Origin of the sequence: Thiocapsa sp. C2-2m, from assembly GCF_041903745.1 — a bacterium.
GTDB classification, from domain to species: domain Bacteria; phylum Pseudomonadota; class Gammaproteobacteria; order Chromatiales; family Chromatiaceae; genus Thiocapsa; species Thiocapsa roseilacustris.
In genome coordinates this window covers 25,483-44,384 of record NZ_JBBWVD010000043.1, presented here as the reverse complement: position 1 = coordinate 44,384, position 18,902 = coordinate 25,483, and the positions used below count along the sequence as shown (strand labels likewise).

At 62.7% G+C, this 18,902-nt stretch carries 10 protein-coding genes and 1 CRISPR repeat array; all 10 genes read left to right on the top strand.

The genetic code is table 11. The features are described from left to right. Positions 1–122: 122 nt before the first annotated feature. Positions 123–2,429: a CRISPR direct-repeat array (repeat unit 37 nt; unit sequence GTCCTTCATTCCCGACGTGCAGAGACACGCTGGAAAC). A 658-nt stretch (positions 2,430–3,087) separates the two neighbouring features. From AADX97_RS24700 to AADX97_RS24655, 10 genes are read left to right on the top strand one after another with little or no spacing between them, the layout of a single operon-like run. Further along, positions 3,088–6,318: a DNA-directed RNA polymerase gene (locus AADX97_RS24700; RefSeq protein WP_374236705.1), complete on the top strand. Its 3,231-nt coding sequence runs from the start codon at positions 3,088–3,090 to the stop codon at positions 6,316–6,318. A 9-nt stretch (positions 6,319–6,327) separates the two neighbouring features. Then, a complete protein-coding gene (locus AADX97_RS24695) occupies positions 6,328–7,806 on the top strand; it encodes a hypothetical protein (RefSeq protein WP_374236704.1) in 1,479 nt (492 codons plus the stop codon). Continuing rightward, entirely contained in the window at positions 7,796–8,692 is an 897-nt protein-coding gene (locus tag AADX97_RS24690) for a hypothetical protein (protein ID WP_374236703.1), read from the top strand. Before AADX97_RS24695 ends, AADX97_RS24690 begins: the two co-directional genes overlap by 11 nt. Before the next feature lie 27 nt (positions 8,693–8,719). Beyond that, complete coding sequence (locus tag AADX97_RS24685; protein ID WP_374236702.1) at positions 8,720–10,384, top strand: hypothetical protein; 1,665 nt, start codon at positions 8,720–8,722, stop codon at positions 10,382–10,384. 6 nt (positions 10,385–10,390) lie between these two features. Further along, complete coding sequence (locus AADX97_RS24680) at positions 10,391–12,061, top strand: hypothetical protein (protein WP_374236701.1); 1,671 nt, start codon at positions 10,391–10,393, stop codon at positions 12,059–12,061. Further along, positions 12,058–14,052 carry an RAMP superfamily CRISPR-associated protein gene (locus AADX97_RS24675; protein WP_374236700.1) on the top strand — a complete coding sequence of 665 codons (1,995 nt, stop codon included), beginning with the start codon at positions 12,058–12,060 and terminating at the stop codon, positions 14,050–14,052. Before AADX97_RS24680 ends, AADX97_RS24675 begins: the two co-directional genes overlap by 4 nt. Next, entirely contained in the window at positions 14,049–15,416 is a 1,368-nt protein-coding gene (locus tag AADX97_RS24670) for an RAMP superfamily CRISPR-associated protein (protein ID WP_374236699.1), read from the top strand. Before AADX97_RS24675 ends, AADX97_RS24670 begins: the two co-directional genes overlap by 4 nt. Next, a complete protein-coding gene (locus AADX97_RS24665; protein ID WP_374236707.1) occupies positions 15,416–16,000 on the top strand; it encodes a Uma2 family endonuclease in 585 nt (194 codons plus the stop codon). Before AADX97_RS24670 ends, AADX97_RS24665 begins: the two co-directional genes overlap by 1 nt. A gap of 57 nt (positions 16,001–16,057) precedes the next feature. Continuing rightward, positions 16,058–16,531, top strand: coding sequence for a hypothetical protein (locus AADX97_RS24660; RefSeq protein WP_374236698.1), 474 nt, complete (start codon positions 16,058–16,060; stop codon positions 16,529–16,531). Beyond that, positions 16,524–18,788 carry a TIGR03986 family CRISPR-associated RAMP protein gene (locus tag AADX97_RS24655; protein ID WP_374236696.1) on the top strand — a complete coding sequence of 755 codons (2,265 nt, stop codon included), beginning with the start codon at positions 16,524–16,526 and terminating at the stop codon, positions 18,786–18,788. Before AADX97_RS24660 ends, AADX97_RS24655 begins: the two co-directional genes overlap by 8 nt. The last annotated feature ends 114 nt before the right edge of the window (positions 18,789–18,902 follow it).

The window sequence follows — 18,902 nt, the reverse complement described above, 5'->3', positions numbered from 1 at the left end:
TATCTGTCCACCCTGCGCAAGCAGTCGATCGCTCTCTACCCCGCCCTGGTGATGACCTTCCGAGGTCAGCCCCCGATGCCGCGCTTGCCGTAAGGCGGTTGGCGACCTGAACAGTTACGAAAGTCCTTCATTCCCGACGTGCAGAGACACGCTGGAAACAATTCAATAACCCCAATAGCAATTACATTACCGTCCTTCATTCCCGACGTGCAGAGACACGCTGGAAACTGATCATGTTGCCCCTCCCGAGGCGGTTGATGTCCTTCATTCCCGACGTGCAGAGACACGCTGGAAACAACAGGGCTCGCAGGATTAACGATCGTCGAGTCCTTCATTCCCGACGTGCAGAGACACGCTGGAAACCTCGACTTGTGACATGGAAGCGAAAACGCTAAAGTCCTTCATTCCCGACGTGCAGAGACACGCTGGAAACTTACTACTGCTGCTTCTCAAACAACTGTTGGTGTCCTTCATTCCCGACGTGCAGAGACACGCTGGAAACATTCTGCAATGCAATGTACATGTTAGCCTCATGTCCTTCATTCCCGACGTGCAGAGACACGCTGGAAACTTAATGCGCAATCTAGTTTTCCAGTAGTAGGATGTCCTTCATTCCCGACGTGCAGAGACACGCTGGAAACCCAATTCTCTCGGGCTGCGGTCCAATTCCAGGTCCTTCATTCCCGACGTGCAGAGACACGCTGGAAACCCAATTCTCTCGGGCTGCGGTCCAATTCCAGGTCCTTCATTCCCGACGTGCAGAGACACGCTGGAAACCGATATCATGAGTATCAGTAGGGGCGAGTGGGGTCCTTCATTCCCGACGTGCAGAGACACGCTGGAAACTTCCGGGAATCTATACCTACCTTTTCGAGCATAGGTCCTTCATTCCCGACGTGCAGAGACACGCTGGAAACAGTTTGCACGTTTCTCTCTAACCCAACGATATGTCCTTCATTCCCGACGTGCAGAGACACGCTGGAAACTCTTTGCGTAGTCCATGTTGACTAGCTCCCAGTCCTTCATTCCCGACGTGCAGAGACACGCTGGAAACGGAGTTTGGCGGCTTTTTCCAGCAGCCATTCAGGTCCTTCATTCCCGACGTGCAGAGACACGCTGGAAACTCGATTCAGAGAGCATTACCAAAAGTTGAATTGTCCTTCATTCCCGACGTGCAGAGACACGCTGGAAACGGAAGGCGTCGATCTGGGACAGGGATGCGAAGGTCCTTCATTCCCGACGTGCAGAGACACGCTGGAAACCAAAGGCATCGATGCGCTTCTTGCGCCCGATCAGTCCTTCATTCCCGACGTGCAGAGACACGCTGGAAACAATACTTTCGCGTTCATACTGACCTCCTTATTTGTCCTTCATTCCCGACGTGCAGAGACACGCTGGAAACATAATAGTTCCTAATTTAAATGATTCTCGATGTCCTTCATTCCCGACGTGCAGAGACACGCTGGAAACATTAAGCCAGTTTTTCGATTTGGGATTTTTAAGTCCTTCATTCCCGACGTGCAGAGACACGCTGGAAACGATCTCATGCACGCTCGAAGGCATGATTCCGTGTCCTTCATTCCCGACGTGCAGAGACACGCTGGAAACCGTTCCATGCGATCGATTGAACGGCTAGAACGGTCCTTCATTCCCGACGTGCAGAGACACGCTGGAAACAAAGCCTGCTCTTCTTCGGACAAGGCTTGCGTCCTTCATTCCCGACGTGCAGAGACACGCTGGAAACCCGATCCGTGAGGGGTTTCCTGATCTCTGCGGTCCTTCATTCCCGACGTGCAGAGACACGCTGGAAACTGTTAACAGGCTTCATACGTGAGGTTCTTTACGTCCTTCATTCCCGACGTGCAGAGACACGCTGGAAACCGTCTGCATGAAATAATCCAGAATGTGTTTTTTCCTTCATTCCCGACGTGCAGAGACACGCTGGAAACATACACTTACCTCACTATGAAAATTAAAACGTCCTTCATTCCCGACGTGCAGAGACACGCTGGAAACAAATAATAGAGTTTATCCATCACGGTTTTATGTCCTTCATTCCCGACGTGCAGAGACACGCTGGAAACCCGAAAGGCGCGCGGTCGATTGCATGGAATTGTCCTTCATTCCCGACGTGCAGAGACACGCTGGAAACTGGATTTTAAGCCAGGTCTTGACGCCAGTAAGTCCTTCATTCCCGACGTGCAGAGACACGCTGGAAACCAATATCCTATGACTCGTCCACGCAGAAAATTCGTCCTTCATTCCCGACGTGCAGAGACACGCTGGAAACAACGCCCGTAACGGCGTTTTCTGATCCTGTTGGTCCTTCATTCCCGACGTGCAGAGACACGCTGGAAACAGTTTAAAACCCCTTTTTTGTCCGATGCACTATGTCCTTCATTCCCGACGTGCAGAGACACGCTGGAAACAAGCGTAGCCGGGTCTCGATCATCGTTTCGGCCACATTGGCCGTGACCGGGGCACCCACCGCGACCGCCGAGGTACGCCGGATTCATCCGGGCCTGGGTACGCCGGATTCATCCGGCACCCGGGGATGGGCGACTTTAGTCGCCGGAGCGCGCCCGCGCGGCGGACTGAAGTCTGCCTTCCCCAGGTGCCGACTGAAGTCGGCGTACCCAGGCGTGCGGCCGAAGTCTCGCGTCTGATCGGGGAACCCAAGAGGCATGAACGAAAGGATGACCAAGGCCGGCCTGAGTATTTGACTGGTGAATGGCGGTCATTCATTTCCGACGTGCAGAGACACGCTGTTTCATTGAAATAGCTTTAGTTTTTTTATTTTTCCACGCTTCATCGCTGGAACGGGTGAGTGCATCGCGCGTCACTTCGGCCGTCGCGGTAGGTGGCGCAGAGCGCTAGGGGGCATGCGTGACACCGCAAAGTAGGTGTCGCAGCGACTGGTGATTCGGGCGGCCAGTTTCCTCCGCGCGAGGCCCGGGCGAGCTCCTCTCCATGCCTCGGAATCCGGGTCATGGAGCAAGACGACCCCGCGTGTTAGGATCGCTCCCGCGCGCCCTCGCTGTGGCGCTGCTCTGGAACCGAACGCGGACATGGATTGGGAGGATGCAGATGGCTTTGTCGGTGTGGATTTCGTCGGCCTCGCAGTACGGTGTGCTTGCCCCTGGCGAGTCCAAGGCGCAGCAAGGCGCGGCACAGCGGGCCGTGGCGCAGGCCATCAAGCGGCATCTGTTCGAGGACGACGACACCTATGCGCGCGTACTGGGCGACTTCGCCGGGAGACTCCGAGCGGGATTGACCATCGGCAAGGAGTGGGAGGCGGCGCGGCGTTTGTGGCAGGCGCTGCTCCCGGAAGAGGAAACCGCCCCGCCGACGGTCGCGGAGCTGCCGAGCAGCCCGGTCCCCGAGCGTATCGAAGCGCTTTTCGGCCTCGCCTTGCATTGCTTGTGCGCGCCCCTGGCCGGCCAATGGGTCGATGGCCCAAATCGCGATCCGGACGACAACGAGATTGATGGGGGAGACGACGACGACGAGACGGACGCGCCCCCGGGCGCCCCGCTGGCCGTCGAGCACGCCCAAGTGGTCGGCGTGCTGGTGGAGCAACTGCGTCAAATCACCTGGAAGTGGCGACGCGATCTGCCGGAGGACGAGCGCCCGGAGGCCGAGGCTTGGCGTATCCTTGCACGCGCCTTGCTCGATAACCTGCTGGCGGCGCTCGGCGGCTGGTTCGCGGTGCAAACCGGCAACACGCGCCACCGCGACGGCAAACCCCATACCGAAAAACGCATCGAGATCAGAAATCCCGCGCTGGAGCAACGCATCGAGCGCCTGCTCCGGAATCTGCCGCTGCATTTGACGCCGCAGCCGCTCATCTCACCTGTCTTCTACGGTGGCGTGGCTTCCGCCCCGACGGATGACGCGGCCGAAACCGCCATCCGTATCGACCTCATCGGTTACCGCCGGACCAACGCGTTTATGCGCAGCGCCCAGCGCGGCATTCTCCACGCGGATCACTGCCCGCCCGTCTTCGCGCGCTATGTTGAGGCCATCGATCTTCAACAGTCGGTACCCTGGCGGGTCAATCGCGACCTGCTGCACTGGACGCGTGCGCTGATCGCGACGGTGGACGCAGCGCCGAATGCGCACGACGAGGACGCGGGTTTACCCGACTGGGTGCGTGAAAATCTCTACCGCCCCAAGCAGGAACGTCCCCGCACCCGCTTCCACTCCAAGAGGGACCGCGACAGCCGCAAGGCGCGCCCGGGGGAGTTTCTCGACCATCCCGCGGCCGGTCGGGCGCTCGACGCACTCTGTCCGAGCGATCCGCTGGTCGACCGGCCTGCCTTCTATCTTCCCTGGAAGGCCGACTATCGCGGGCGGATTTATGCCCAGACCGCCTGGCTCAACCCGCAGGGCGGTGATCTGCAACGCGCCTTGCTGGAGTTCGCGCGCGGTCAGGCGTTGACCGAGGCCGGGGTCGGCGCGCTGCGCCGCCACGGCGCGAATCTGATCGCGCGTGGGCGTCTGCTGAGCGATTTGGGGATCGACGACCGGCAGGTCTTGACCCTGGAGGAACGCGAACGCTGGGTGGTCGAGCATGAGCATGCAATCCTCGCCAGCGCCGCCGACCCGCTCGCCGAGCCCTTCTGGCGCGAGGCAGCCGATAAGCCGATGCAGTTTCTGGCCTTCTGTCTGGCCTATCGGCAGTGGATGGAGCAGCCCGAGGGGCTCATCCATCTGCCGGTGCAGATCGACGGCACCTGTAACGGCATCCAGCACATCGCGGCCCTCACCGGCGATGCGCAGCTTGCCAGGGCGGTCAATGTGCTGCCGCGTCAGGACGGCCTGCCGGCCGACATCTACAGCGAGCTGGCCGAGCGCGCACGCCAGACGCTGGGCCAGGTGCCTATCCCCAAGGGGCAGGCCGTGCATCGGGATGGCCTGAAGCTGGCCGATGCCTGGTTGGCCGCCGATCCCGCGCGCCGCGCGTGGCTGGACCGCAAGACGGCCAAGAAGGTGGTGATGACCATCCCCTACGGCGCCAGTCGCGGCGCGCAGGCGCAGGGCGTGCTCGAGGCGATCGAGGAGCGGATCGTCGCCGACTGGCAGCGCGATCCGCCCCCGCTGTCCAAACTGGACGTCCTCATCGATAAGATAAAGAACGACGAGACCTATCGTCGCCGGGCCTTTGTCGCGCGCTGTACGCGCGACCGCTTCGATGAGGCACGCCGCCGCGCCTTTGCTGGCGATGACGAACTCGTGAAAACCCTGGCGCTGGTGGAATGGGAACGACTGCGCACCTTTGGCGCCTATGTGGCGCTGATATTGGTCGAGCATCTGCGCGGCGCGCTGGATCGGAACTATCCGAAGGTCGGCAAATTTTCCGCTTGGCTGGAAGATATCGCTGACTCGATCTCGTTTCCTCGATACTCCAAAACGCAGTTAGAAAAACTCGTTGCCGAGACAACAGCAGCATTAGATCGGAAGACCAAGCTTTCTGAGTTAGAAAAACTCGTTGCCGAGACAACAGCAGCATTAGATCGGAAGACCAAGCTTTCTGAGAATCAAATCAAAAAATTGGTCGGAGCATATAAAAAAGCGACAGAGGCCAAGTTTGAGTCTCCGGAGTGCCAGGGATTGCCCCTGCTGTGGCTGACCCCGCTCGGTTTTCCAGTCGTGCAGAATCAGTTCAAATCCAAGGGAACGAGCGTCACCGTCCGGTTCGGCGCGCAGTCGATCAAAATCGATGTGCAGCGCCTGACCGAAGATGTCGAGCCGGGCAAGCAGCGCGATGCCCTGCTGCCCAATCTGATCCACAGTCTGGATGCCACCCATCTGATGATGACGCTGCTGGAGGCCAGGGCGCACGGGGTGAATGACATCGGCAGCGTGCACGATTGCCTGCTGTGCCATCCGAATCGGGCCGAGACCCTGGCGCAGACGGTGCGCCAGACCTTTGCCGAGCTCTATGCGCCGGATGAGAAGACCGGGTTGCCCAAGCCCTTGAGTGCTTGGAAAGACTGGATGGAGCAAGTCGTCGAACTGCGCACTCTGCCGCGACGGGGCACGCTGAAGGCGATGCTGGATCATCCGGGCGGAATGGGCGAGCGTATGCTCGAACAGGAGGCCGACGCGGGGAAACCGGATGCCAGCGACGCCCGTGCATGGCTGGCCAAAATCCGCGATCGCACGCCGCCGCCCGCGCGTTTCCTCTTGAGTCGGTTGCTGGAGCAGGCCGCCGACCTCCCGACGCCCAAGACGCCGCCGAGCCTGCCCACACCGCCCGCGGCGGCGGCGCTCCCGTTGAACGCGGACGCGGTCTCCGAGTATTTTTTCTCCTGAGGATCGCTCATGGCGCGACCGCCGACCCGGCTGATTCTTTCCTTTATCGGCAATACCGATCTGAAGTTTTTCGAGCCGCAAGGGGACGATCAGAGTCCCATTCTGCGTCTCCTGCTGGCATCGCTCGATCCCGATTCCGACCTTCAGAAAGGGCGCCCCATCAAACCGCAAGACACTCGTCTGGCGCTCTTCGATGATCGCGCGGGCCAGCACGAACGGGCGCGCTTCTGCGAACGGCTGCACGAGCAGTTGCCGGGGCTTGGACTCGACGGACTGACACTGGAGCGGCGCGCCGTAACCTTGCCCAAGGGACCGACCGACCTGAGCGCGCTCTACGAACAGGTCTGGGCGACGATTCCCACCTCGGGGCCGGAGGCCGTCGATGAAGTGGTGTTTCATCTGACCTCGGGCACGCCGGCGATGCATTTGACGCTGATGCTGGCCTCACAAAGTCTGCGACTGGATGAGGCGCGCCTGTTCGAGACCTCGCGCGAGCAGGGAGTGCGCGAGTTGAAACCACCCTATGCGCTGGCGCTGCGCCGAAAACGCGAACGCGAGCGGGTGGCGTATCAAAGCCCGGGGTCGCTGTCGGAGGAGGCTCGCAAGGGACTGCTCAAGGACAGCGTGCTCGATGACCCGCACGGCGAAAGCGCCTACGCCGCGCTGCACAAAGCCGCGATCAACCGCAAGCAACCCCAGCGCGTGCTGATCGGCGGCCCCACCGGCAGCGGCAAGTGGCATGCCTGCAAGCAGTTTGCGCAGTGGCGCCAGTGCGACGCCCCGGTCGTATGGAGCGATCCCGCGCACTGTCCCGAACTGCCCGAGGGCGCCACCCTGCTCATCCGCTGGCTCGATGTCTGGCCTGAGCCGGCCTTGAACCAGCTGGCCCTGCTGGCCGACGCACGCCCCGATCTGGCGATCGCCGCGACCGTGCGCACCGACCGCGCGCTCGGCGGCGGATGCGGTGCGCACGCTCGCCGCATCCTACCCGTACAGATTGCCTTGCCGGCGCTGGGTGCGCGCTCGGATGTGTTGGCGTTGGGCGAAGCCTTGGCGCGGCAACTCGGCCTGCTCCATGGCAAACTCAAGGAACGCCTTCAGTACGATCTCCTGACCGATGTCTATCCCTGCAATCTGCACGATCTTAAAGCCCTGCTGGCCACCGCCGGGGCGCACAGTCCAGGCGCGCATCCCAAACGCGAGGCCTATCTGCAAGCGCGCGATCGGCACGCGGCGCGGCGGCTGCTCGAGGAGGCGTGGCAGGCGGTCGCCGGCATGGATTTCGGACCGGGGCGGCATCGGCTCGCCGATGTGCTCGATGCGATCCGCTGGGCGATTGCGCAGCGAGCGCTGGCCGATGGACGCAGTCAGGATGACGTTGGCGCCTTGCTTGGCTGCGGCCAATCGACTGTGTCGGACATCCTCCTCAAGACCGACCTGAATCCGCGCCTCTGGCCCAGTCTTCGCGAAGGCAATCATGCCGACTGAGCGCCCGCCCGAGATCCGCGGCGCACGCGATCTGGCCGACCTGTGGCGTGCCCTGCCGGCGGCGGCGTTTGCCTATCCGGTGACGGCCTGTCCGCCGCATCTGGGGCTGGCTGCGCTCAGCGATACCCTGCGCGCGCGTGCCTGGCGCGAGCACTGCGCCTCGTCCATGCCAGAGAGTTGCGCGGATCGGGGCCGGGATTGCGAGCGCTCTGAACAGTGTCGCGCCGATCTGCTCTTTCCGATGAAGCTCGGCGGTGGGGCACCGTCCTGGCGCATGGCCACGCTCTTCGTGCGCTGGCGACCAGCGCTCGAGCAACTGCATTTGATTGCGCTCGGGGCGGCGGCGTGCGACTCGATCGGCTGGGCGGCGCGTTGTCTGCGTGAGCGACAGGGTCTGGACGGGGCTGAGCGGCTGGCGGTCGCGACCCTGGCGGATCTGGAATTGACGGGTGCGACCCGTTGGGAATTGACCTTCGTGACGCCCTGGCTGGTCGGCAAGGGCCGGCCGGATGTTGCGATACCGCCAAGCGCCGAGACGGTGGCGCACGAGTTGCGCAAGGCGCTGCGTCTGCGTGCTCATAAGCTGACGGCCTTGTGTTGCGAGGAGACGCAGGCGCAGCGCCTGGCCGCGCACCTGGCGCATCATGTGGCCGAGGCGCTGTTGCCGGATGGCTTGAGCGTCGCAGACGCGGAGGTCGAGACCCTGCCGCTGGCGCTGGCCAGCCGGGGCAACGGGGGGAGCTTTGCGGCGCTGACCTGGAACGGGCGGGCGACCGTGTGTGCGGCGCCGGCTGTGCTGCCCTGGCTCACCTTGATCGCGCTGTGCGGGGGCGGTGAGAATGCGGACAAGGGGTTCGGCGGCATCGAGCTGACCCCGTTGGATTAAATCGGTGGATATGGAAGGAGCATCGGCATGCGTTGGTTGTGGTTGATCTCGGTAGGGGTGACCGATGTGCAGTTTCCGGTCTGGACGCAGGACGAATACGGAATCTGGCAAGGACCACGGCGCTTCCAGCTCGGGCGCGGCGGGGTGCGCAAAACGCATGAGGGACTCTTGAATCTCTTGCGCCGCGAGCGGATTTGCTTCGATCCCGAACGTCCGCCATTGGTCGAGCGCGAAGTGGCCGACCAACTGCGCTTCGAGTTCGAGCACGATCCCGCGAGCGACGAGTTTCTGGCGGCGCTGCATCCGTCCATCTATCGTCTGTCGGGCCGTGGTGAGTTTGTACCCAATGCCCATGAGGAGCGCCTATTGCTCTATTGTCCCAAGGTCGCGCCGCTGGCGGACAAGGCGCGCGAGATCTTCGGAAGTGATTCGGTCGCGGTGCTGGTGCTCAATACGCGGCGCGCCGAGGAGTTCGGTCCCGAGGCGCGCGATGAGCCGATCGCGTCGGGCCCGCTGGTCGCGCGCTATCTGGCCGAACGCTTGGGTTTGGACTGGCAGGACAGCGACGGACGGTTGCCTCGGCCCTTCGGCTCGGGAGTGTCGACCTGGATCGATATCTTGACTGGCCATGAGGCCATGGAAGACCTCGATGCACAAGCGCAGGTTGCCGCCCGGCTGAATGATGCCTTGCGTGCCTGGAGCGGCGGCAACCAAGGTGAACAGCGCGTGCTGGTGACCACCAGCGGCGGGATACCGCCGCTGAAGCCGCTCATCGAGCGCCTGCCGGCGATTCATTTCGGTCAACAACATGTCACGCTGCTCGATCAGCCCGAGCGGGGAGGCCGGGGCGCCAATGCCGCCGCCTCGGCCTTGAACTATGGCGAGCGTGTCGCCGAGCGCGAAACGCTGCGGTTTCACTGCGTCGAGGCGCTGCGTGGCGGCGATTATGCGGGGACCTATGGGTTGGCGCGCCGCGCGGGTCACCGGCCTTGGGCGGACGCGGTCTGCAACCGTATGGGACCTCTGCTTGAGCTGCCGGGGCAGCCCTTGCAGCTCAAGGGCGACACGGTCGACCCCTTTGTCCTGCATGCCTGCCAAGTCGAGACACGCTTGTGCATGGGCGATGTCGTCGGCGCGCTGTTGCGGATGGGGCCTTTCATCGAGTCGGTCGCCTGGAAGCTCATCGCGGAGGACGCGCGCATCCGCGAGTTGGGCCTGCGGGTCGATCGTGCCAATGAATGTCTGCTGGGCGCCATCCCCTGGGGCCACGCCTTATTCTCGAGTCAAGGTCAGTATTTCCGCCCGAATCCCGAGGGCACGGATCATCATCGCGTCAATGCCTTGACCTGGGAGTGGCCGAAGTGGCTGGCCGAGCCGGACGGCGGTCAGCGAGAGGCGGCCCAGGCGCTCTTCCAGGTCTGCTTTCCCTATAACAGCGATAAGCTGGGGACGAGTCCACGCCAATACCGCAATCTGCTGGCGCATGGCTCGGACCAGACGGTCGCCTTGCAGGAGATCGCACGCTGCATGAAGGAGCGCGGCCTGATCGCGGCAACCGGACGACGCTTCGGGAAGAACTTCATGAGCAGCGAACTTGTTGCCAATCTGCTGGACGCGTTGGGCGAGGGCGATCTGCAAGAGAGCATGCGCGATTATCTGGCGGATGTCCGTCAGCGCGTCATCGAGGGCTAACCGGCGATGGGCACACCAACCTTCAAACTCACCATCGAGCTCAAGCGGGTTCAGACCTTCATCTTCGAGGTCCCACGCCTCAAGGCCATGCTCGGCGCCAATGCCCTGATCGGACAGACCATGCGGCATGAGCTTCCGGCGCTGCTGGACGAACAAGGCAGCCGGCTCGACTGGCCGGCTGAGATCGGGCTTCAGTCCGGTGACGATCCGCTGGATCATGCCGCAACTGATCCCGACGACCGCGATGATCCCGCCAAGCTCTATCAACGGGGCATCCTCGCGCGCGATGGCGGGCACTTCATCGTGCTGTTCGACGACGAGCCAGCCGCCAAGCGCTTCCTGGAACAGGCCGAGGCGGTGCTCGCCGAGCGGCTGCCGGGGGTGCTCTACGAGGCGCGGATCGAGACATTTCCAGAGCCGAAAGAGCGCCAGGGTCAAGCGCGCCATCCACACGAAACAGCGCTCCTGGATCTGCCGGTGTTGCAGGTGTGTCAGGAGACGGGGCAGGGGCCGGCGTCTGCCCGTAACAAGAAGGGCAACTGGCAAGGCGAATCGGTGCGCTATCGCCTGGAGTGGGGCGATCGGTTTTACAAAGGGCTGACGCAAGACATCATCGGCCTCCTGCGTCCCACGCTCTACCCTGACCGCGACATGGGTTGGCAGGAGCCTGACGATCTGGCGCAACTGGCGGCGGGTGGCTATCTGGCGCTGATTCATGCCGACGGCAACGGTATCGGCAAACGCTACAAGTCTTGGCGCGATCGAGCCAGATCGACCGTCGAGGTCGTCAAGGAAGCCCACGGAGAGGCGTTTTTTCACAGCATGCGTGTCGCAGTGCGGCGGGCGGTGGTCGATGCCCTGCAAGCCACCTTCAGTGGGCCGGGCGGTGTGCGCCCCTACGAGATCCTGATGCTCGGCGGCGATGATCTGCTGCTCGCCTGTCGCGCCGACCGCGCGCTCGATTTCGCCCGCGCCTATGCCGAGGAGCTGACCCGCTACAGACTCGCCGACGGCCAACCGCTCACCGTCGCCATCGGCGTCGCTATCGCCCAGAAGACCTATCCTCTGCATCGGCTGCATGAGCTCGCCGAGGAGCTGGCCTCCAGCGCCAAGCGGCTCTATCGGGCACTGCCCGATGACGAAGAATCCTCGGTCATCGACTGGCAGGTCGTCACTCAATCCTGGTTCGCGGATGTCGCCGAGGCACGGCGCCAATCCGAGCGCATCCGGTATCAAGTGAATGATCAGTCAGAAACCCTCTTGCTGACGGGGCGGCCCTATCGCGTTCTGGGTCCGGGCGGTCTCGACGGATTGCTTGATGCTGTGCAAGAGCTTGATCGTAAAGGACGGCAACAACCCCAGGGTGCGAGGACCGGCGACGACACCAATGACGAGGACAAGGCGGCGCGCTCGCCCTTGCGCGCCTTGCGTACCGCCTGCGAGCAGGGGCGCTTGATGGCGGAGATGGCCTTTGCCCGCCTCCGCCCCGAGACGCGCGCCTGCCTGGGTTGGGAGAAGGATGAACTGTGGAAATCTGTCTCGGTTGATCACAGCCCGGTCTATCTCAACCGCGCCCTCGACATCATCGGCCTGCGCGAGATCGAACGCTTGGGAAAACGTTCGGACCAAAGCCCCGCTCCCATCGGGAAGGGGGTTGGGGTGAGGGGAGAAACATGACTGATACCGCGACGACTGCCCTATTTATTCAGCTCAGTGCCGAGGTGTTGGAGGATCTGCACACCGGCTCGGGTACCGGCGGCGGCGACATCGATGCCCTGGTGCAGCGCGACCGCAACGGCCGACCGGTAATTCGCGCTAGTCATTTCAAGGGACTGCTGCGCGAGGCGGGCGAGGAACTCATTGCGCTGGGTACTCTGGCAGCGGCTGAGTTGGACGAACTGCTCGGCACGGAAGGCACGGGGCGCGGGGCACTGCGCCTGACCTCGCTGCGCCTGCCCGAGGGCGATGCCGGCAGGACGCTGATCTGGGGCTCGACCCAGCGTGTCGAGAACGGCCGCGCGCCCCGGCCGGATACCTTGCGCTTCATCGAGCATGTCGCCGCAGGAGCTCGCTTCAAGGCGCAACTGCGGCTCGCCGATACGCGGCTGCAACCACTGCTCGAACGGCTCCTGAACCGCATCGACCGGATCGGCGGCGCACGCAATCGCGGCGGCGGGCTGGTGAGGCTCGATTGGCGTGCTCAGCCGCCAACCGCCTCCATCCCAACTCCTCTCGCGGCGGCAGGGGGGCTCTCAGTTCGCTTCGTCCTGCGCAATCTGGAGCCTCTGTGTCTGCCGGCGACCGGATATCCGGGCAACCTCATCAAAAGCCACTCCTTCATTCGTGGCCAGACCCTGCGTGGCGCGTTCGTGGCCTGGGCGATTCACAACGGGCAGGCGGATCGGACTGAACTGTTCAAGCAGGTCTCGGTCGGCGATGCGCTGCCCCTGCCCGAGGGCTGCGGCGGCGCCGAGCAGGTGATCCCTATCCCCTTGTCGATCCTGACCGACAAGCCTAAGGGCGGGGATCCAGCGCTCCCCTGGTGGATCGGCGGCGGGGCCAGTTCGCCCGTCTTCGATGCGCTTGGAGAGGTGCCGGAAGCGGAGGAGAAACGCAAGCGCCCCGGCGCGCACGAATACCTATGCCGCACGAAGGATGTTCCGTATTGGCAACGCTACACGCCGTCCATGCAGGTGCGGCTGCGCAATGCCACGCCGAAACGCAGTTCGACCGAGGACACACGGCTCTTCAGCTTGGAGGAGATCGCCGAGGACACCTGTTTTCAGGCTGAGCTGCGCTGTGCCGATGCCCAAACCCTCGAAGACTTCCGGGCTGCCTTCGCCCCGCTACTGGCGGGCACTGACTGGCTGGGGATCGGGCGCGGCGGGCAGCCCGTCGGCATCGAATCGGTGGACATAGCGCCACCGCCGACCTTGCCGTTGAGCCTTGGCGACGACTGGACCCTGACCTTGATCAGCGATGCCATCGTTCGCGGCGAGCGGCTCGGGTTTCTGGACAATCTCAGTCGGGAGCGGCTGTGCCGGTTGGCTGGTATACCACTGGGTGATGGCTGGGAGATCGCTACCGACGCGGTCGAGACGGAGACGCTGCACGGCTTCAACGCGGTCACGGGCTTGACCCGTGCGCCTGCTTCGGCCCTGCGGCGCGGCTCGTGCTGGCGCGTCCGGGGACCCGGCAGCGCCGAACTGGCGCGTGCCCTGTTTCAGATCGGCACGATTGGCGAGCGCGCCGGCGAGGGTTGCGGGCGCTTCCTGATCGGTCTCCAGCCGATCGACTCCGGTGAAATCGGCAAACCGCCCGGCAAGCAGGAGGCGCCGAAGCCGAATCGCCATGAGGAACTGCTGGTGCAGGCGCGGAAATTGGCGGATCAGCTCAAGGGCAATGGCCCGAGTCTGAGTCAGTTGCAGTGGTTGCGATCGCAAGCCTCGGCGGTACGCACGGAGGCGCAGTTGCAAGCCTTGCTGGATGAGATTGAACAGGCGCCAACCCGTCGTCCGCAGGGCGGTAAACCCTGGGCGAAGGAAACATTCCCGTTGCCAGCGCTGAAGGACGCGCTTAAGCAATGCAGTAACTTGACGGAGCAACGCCAACTGATCGCCTATCTGGTGCAATGGCGGGTTCCGAAGGCCAAGGAGGCGCGGTCATGACCCAACCCTATCGCACCCTCTTCGTCGGCACCCTGGTGCAGGAGTCCTTCCTGAGCGTCGGCGGTCGCGACGATCCGACCTCGAGCCTGGATAGCCCGTTCTGTCTCGACGGGCGCGAGCGCCCGACGCTGCGCGGCAGTGGACTGGCGGGGGCGCTGGTCGCCACCCTGCGCCGGATGCGATGCGCCGAACCCAAGCCCGTTCCCAAGACGATCTCGGGCAGTTCCGATGGGCGTCATCCCTCGGTCTGGCGCTGCTTCAACAGCCATCCGAGCGCCCCGTCCCAACCCGTCGTGCGCCAGCATGTGGCGATCGATGCCCGCACCGGCGCGGCGGCGACCGGCCTGTTGTTCGATGTCGAGACCCTGCCGCCGGGTACGCGCTGGCCGTTTCTGCTGGAGGTGGATACCTCCCGCGATCATGAGGCTGCGGACTGGGCGCGTCAGGTACTCGGTCACTGGGCCGCCGGGCGCTGTCTGCTCGGGCGGGAGGTCGCGCGTGGTCTGGGCTGGTTGAGTCTGGAGGATTGCCGGGAATATCGGTTGAGCACCGAGCAGGCGGAGCAATGGCCCTGCGCGCGCGCCGCCAACGACTATCCGCGCTATATCAGGGAGCATTTCGCGGATTTTGCCTCGCCCCTAGAGCCAACGTCCGATCCGTTGCCGGGCTGGTGCGAAATTGTCGGCACTCTGACTGCCGGGGAGTATCAACCGGTCTGGCATGGCGACGGGCAAACCACCTGGGGTCTGGACAGCCTCTCGATCGGCGGTCATGCCAGCGACGAGTTGGCGACGGCCTGGAGCGACCGCTTTCTCGCGCCGCGTGGTCTGGGCGATCCGGGCAAGAGCTTCGATCCCGATTTCACGGTCGTCACTGTTGCGAGGCAAGGCGATGGGGACGCGAGTGAACGCCTGCCCTATATCCCCGGCTCCAGTCTGCGTGGACCGCTGCGCCATGCGCTGGCGCGGTTGCTGCGCGCACAAGGACAGATTGACGCCGACGCCTGGCCACCATTGGTCCGCGCGCTGTTCGGCACCACGCAGCAGAGTGCAAAGCTGCTGGTCCGGGACGCCTTCCCCGATCCGAACGAGGATCTCCGTCTGGCCTGGTTTCAACACCATGCCGAGGACGAGTTCGCCGGGAGCACCTATGGCTCCGGGAAGTTCGACCGCGTGGCGGTGATGAGTGGATGTTTCCGCTGGAAAATGGTGCTTGAGGATGCAAGCCCAGAGGAACGTGAAGCACTTCGGGTACTGTTCGCGCTGTCGCGAAACGGCCAGATCGGCATCGGCGGCGGCCAATGGCGCGGGCACGGCTGGCTCCATTGGCGGATTGAGCGATTCGACGGCGAGGAGGTTCGATGATGGAAGCGCTCAAACTCAAGACCCTAACGGATCTGCTCGATACGCCCGAGGAGCGCGTCGAGCTGATCGATGGCGATATCGTCCAACGACCGATGGCGCGCATGGAGCACGGGTTCGTACAAAGCAACACGGTCGCCGAGTTGGATACGTTTCGACGCACCTCTGGGCCCGGTGGCTGGTGGATCGTCACCGAGATCAGCGTCAATTATTCCAGTCATCAGTGTCCGACCCACGATCTCGCCGGTTGGCGCAAGGAGCGACTGCCTGAGCGCCCACGCGGGGTGGTCGAGATCGTCCCGGACTGGGTGTGCGAGATCGTCTCCCCCGGTCACGAGCGTAAGGACACGCTGACGATCTTCCTGCTGTTGCAACGCCATCAGGTGCCCTTTTACTGGCTGATCTGGCCCGAGGACCGCACCCTGATCGCCTTTCAGCTCGATGGTCAGAGCTATCGGGTGATCGCAAGCGTCACCCTGTCCGGTACCGAGGAGCGGACGATGCGTATTCCGCCGTTCGATACCCTTGAGATCGATGTCGGATACATTCTGGGCGACTCAACCGCGTCCATACCGGGCGCGGTTTAGCGCCGAACGCGGCGGCGAGGTATTTCGATCGTGAAAGTCTCCGAAACATCATGCGCGTTGTGCATCCAAACCCAACAGGACGACACCCGCCTTGCCGAGGTCATCGCCTATCACGCGGGCGAATCCCCGCCGCTGCTGGCATGGGCCGAGCCGGATCCGTTGCATGTCGATCCGGTCAATGGTTCCGGGCGGCGCGGCGATTTTGTTCCACTGGTGAGGGGCGTGCCGTCCTGGCCCACTGACCTGCCGCTGGTCGAGGCACGGCTATTCTGGCCCGGGGCGACGCTGCATCTCGTGGCGCGCGAGGCCGGTGGCTGTGTCTGGACGCGGATCGAGGAGGTCAACCCCCACGAGGGTACCTTACGGGCGATGCGCTCGGAAATCCCGGTGCATACCCGAAGCGATCTGGCGCGTTTTGGAATCACCGAACATGAGCCGATCGAGGGTTTGAGGGCGATTGAGTACCGGGAACGTGGGCGTTTGGTGGCGTGGCGGCTGATGATTGCAACTGAGGAATCTCGTGATGTCTGAGGGAACGATTAAATGGGTGAATACCGATAAAGGGTTTGGTTTCATTAATGCGGAGGATACCTCAGGCGACTACTTCTTTCACAAGAGCTATCTAGTAGAAAACTATAGGTTTGATTCCTTGAAGGAAGGCGATTCGGTTGAGTTCAAGCTGCGTCCAGGAAAGAAAAGGGCCGACCAACAAGAAGCGTACGATATTAAGCCAGCGGGTGGCACGTCCGCGGTACACGTCACAATACGGTCATCGGATCCGAGACATCAATCAAACGAGCGCACTGTGCTGCCCTATGGCTTCGCCCCGATCTTTCCTGATAAGGCCGTCGCCGATATCCCAGTCTTACACGACGGTTCCAGCGGCGGGGATTTGCTCTCGGGTGAGATCCTCTGCGAACTGCAAGCGCTGACACCCTTGCTGCCGGGTAATGCGCGTTATCCGGTCAGTGACGCAGACCGCAAGTGCTTGCAGCAGTGGGGCTTTGGCGAATTGAAAGAAGGCAAGCAGATCGCTGAACCCCTGCGCTTGCCCGACGGTCGGGTAGTCATCGCAGGCACTGCCTTGAAGGGAATGATTCGCCAGAGTCTGGGCGCCTTGACCTCGGCGCCAATGGAACGAGTTGGAGAGCGGCATTTCACCTATCGGCCGAACCTCGATTTCAATAAATATGGGGTCAGTGAGCGCTACGTCGTGCGACCGGCACGGGTGGTCGAAACCCGCGATGGCGGCTGGAACCTCGATGTGTTCGATGATGCACGCGCCGCGTTGTTCGTTCGTCGAGATGCGGTGAAAAGTGTTCGAGACGCGGTCACCGATGACAACCAAGTGTCGGGTCGGATCGCTAGGGTGGCGAAAGAGAAGAACCGTGTCGTTGCCTCGACCGGATCGGAGTTCTTCAAACACCGTCTCGCGACTTATCAGGGTGGAATCGATGGTCAAGGGTTGCTTGCGGCGTCATTCAACGATGGCCGACGCGGTCCCTTCACCTACGATTTGGCGCTGGTGCCTCAAGAGGCCGATCTTTCATTGCACCTCTCGGCCGATCTGTATCAGCGTTATTTGAGCGACCAAGAGCATGTTCTCGCTGATGACAAGAACGGTCATCTCACCGGACATCCGCTCGGCTCCAAGTTCGATGTCCAGCAGGTGGCGCGCAGCATCCGCACGCGTTGCGAGTTCTCGCCTGGTCAACTGATCTATGTGGAATTGACGACCGACTCTGACGGCAAGGTTACCAAAGATTCCAGAGTCGTCTCCTGCGGCCATCATTTTCGCTATCGCTGGGCCTATACCTCATCGATCCGCGAGGTAAAAGGCCACCCGCGCGCCTGCCTGACCCCGCTTGCCGACGAGCGAACCGCCGATAAGCCCGAGCGCCTCACCGGTGCCCGCCTGCTCTTCGGCTACGTCCGCGACAAGACCAACCCGATTGGTGAGGGCGCATTCGAGCGCCTAGCCGGACGCATCGCGATCAATCACGCCGTCAGCGAAGGGACACCGCGCTTTCTCGGCGATCCAGATAAAGGCTATTGCATCCCGCTGAAGATCCTCGGTCAACCCAAGCCATCGGCCTGGGAGCTCTACCTTCAGCAGCCCAAGGATCCTAAGCAACGACTCCATACCTATGGCGATCTGCCGGGCGACCCCGGTGGCGAGCTGGCCGGACGCAAGTTCTACCGACATCAGCCGGGCACGAGCCAGGCTGACATCGCCGCCAGCGAGGACGACATCATCGCCTCCGATCAGGCCACCCTTGCGCGCTTCATCTCTCAGCCTGGAACCCGCTTTCGCTTCGCCATTCGTTTCGCCCGACTGCGCGCATGGGAGTTGGGCGCCCTGCTCGCCGTGCTGGAACCCCATCGGCTCGCCCCTGAAGGGACGGTGGACGAATTCGCCCACAAACTCGGTCTGGGGCGACCCATGGGGATGGGCAGCGTGCGCATCAGCCGACGGGCACTGCGGGTACGCCAAGAGAAAGAACCCTCCTTTCCGAATGAGCCGGCTGCGGACGAAACACTCAGCGAGGCGATCCGCACGCTACGGGAGAAACTCGACGATGATCTGTTGCGGCAGTGGCTTGACGCGCACCGGATCGTACCCGGCCAGCGCCTGGGTTATCCGCTGGCCGCAACCAAAGTGGATGGCAAGATGGTACAGACGATCTATGCCTGGCATACGGATGTGCGCCGTCAATACAGTCAACTCAGACGTCAGGAGTCCCCGAACTGGCCACTGTTGGCCAACAAGATCACTCGCGAACGATAAGCAGACTGTCCGAATTGGGCGAATTTTCGTGGGCGTTCGTTCGCGCTACGAGGATTACGGAGCGGGCCTCGGTGCAATCCTGAAGGCTTCGGAGCGCATCGGAGGGCACTTCGC

Bases quoted from the DNA above. Each gene is read 5' to 3' on its own strand.
- AADX97_RS24690 (WP_374236703.1), top strand. From the start codon at position 7,796: ATGCCGACTGAGCGCCCGCCCGAGATCCGCGGCGCACGCGATCTGGCC.
- AADX97_RS24695 (WP_374236704.1), top strand. From the start codon at position 6,328: ATGGCGCGACCGCCGACCCGGCTGATTCTTTCCTTTATCGGCAATACC.
- AADX97_RS24655 (WP_374236696.1), top strand. From the start codon at position 16,524: ATGTCTGAGGGAACGATTAAATGGGTGAATACCGATAAAGGGTTTGGT.
- AADX97_RS24700 (WP_374236705.1), top strand. From the start codon at position 3,088: ATGGCTTTGTCGGTGTGGATTTCGTCGGCCTCGCAGTACGGTGTGCTT.
- AADX97_RS24665 (WP_374236707.1), top strand. From the start codon at position 15,416: ATGGAAGCGCTCAAACTCAAGACCCTAACGGATCTGCTCGATACGCCC.
- AADX97_RS24680 (WP_374236701.1), top strand. From the start codon at position 10,391: ATGGGCACACCAACCTTCAAACTCACCATCGAGCTCAAGCGGGTTCAG.
- AADX97_RS24685 (WP_374236702.1), top strand. From the start codon at position 8,720: ATGCGTTGGTTGTGGTTGATCTCGGTAGGGGTGACCGATGTGCAGTTT.
- AADX97_RS24670 (WP_374236699.1), top strand. From the start codon at position 14,049: ATGACCCAACCCTATCGCACCCTCTTCGTCGGCACCCTGGTGCAGGAG.
- AADX97_RS24675 (WP_374236700.1), top strand. From the start codon at position 12,058: ATGACTGATACCGCGACGACTGCCCTATTTATTCAGCTCAGTGCCGAG.